The 547-nt window shown below is 46.8% G+C and carries 1 pseudogene; it reads left to right on the top strand.

From position 1 onward, the window contains the following. Nucleotides 1-547 (top strand): annotated as a pseudogene (locus R7O13_RS30005) (peptidoglycan-binding protein); the annotation flags it as partial.

Raw genomic sequence — 547 nt, forward strand, 5'->3', positions numbered from 1 at the left:
GCTGCAAAAGTGCTGGGCAGCAGCAAAGGCAGTAAGTATCTGACGGCAGAAGATGTGTTGTACATCGATGGCAAGCAGACCGCTACAGGCTGGGCTATTTACCGACCGGTAGAAACCTTTTCGCGTGACGATGTGTCTAAAGAGATCACTGCGCTGCGTTTGATTGCCAAAGGCGAACTCGTTGAAGCTTCGAGCGATTATTCTGGTTTGAAGATCACGTCTCAATTGCAAGAAATCCTGCGCAACGATATCGCTTTGCCAAATCAATCGGTTGAGAACACTGACTTCACAACAACGTTCTACCCTATGCCGTCACCACAAGGCAGTTCTGCAAAGTTGCTAGGCAATATCGACGGTATTCGCTTTAGCTCAACCAACCAAGTCGTGGTGATTGATAAAGGTACGTCTGACAGTCTGAAACAAGGCAGTGTGTTTGATTTAAAAGAAGACGCGCATCCGGTTTACAAAGATGGCGATGAATTCAAGAAAGAGTTTGGTGTCCTCGAGAAGAAAATAACCTTACCTCAAAGCAAGGTTGGCGAGTTGC

Source organism: Vibrio sp. Y176 (assembly GCF_033438945.1).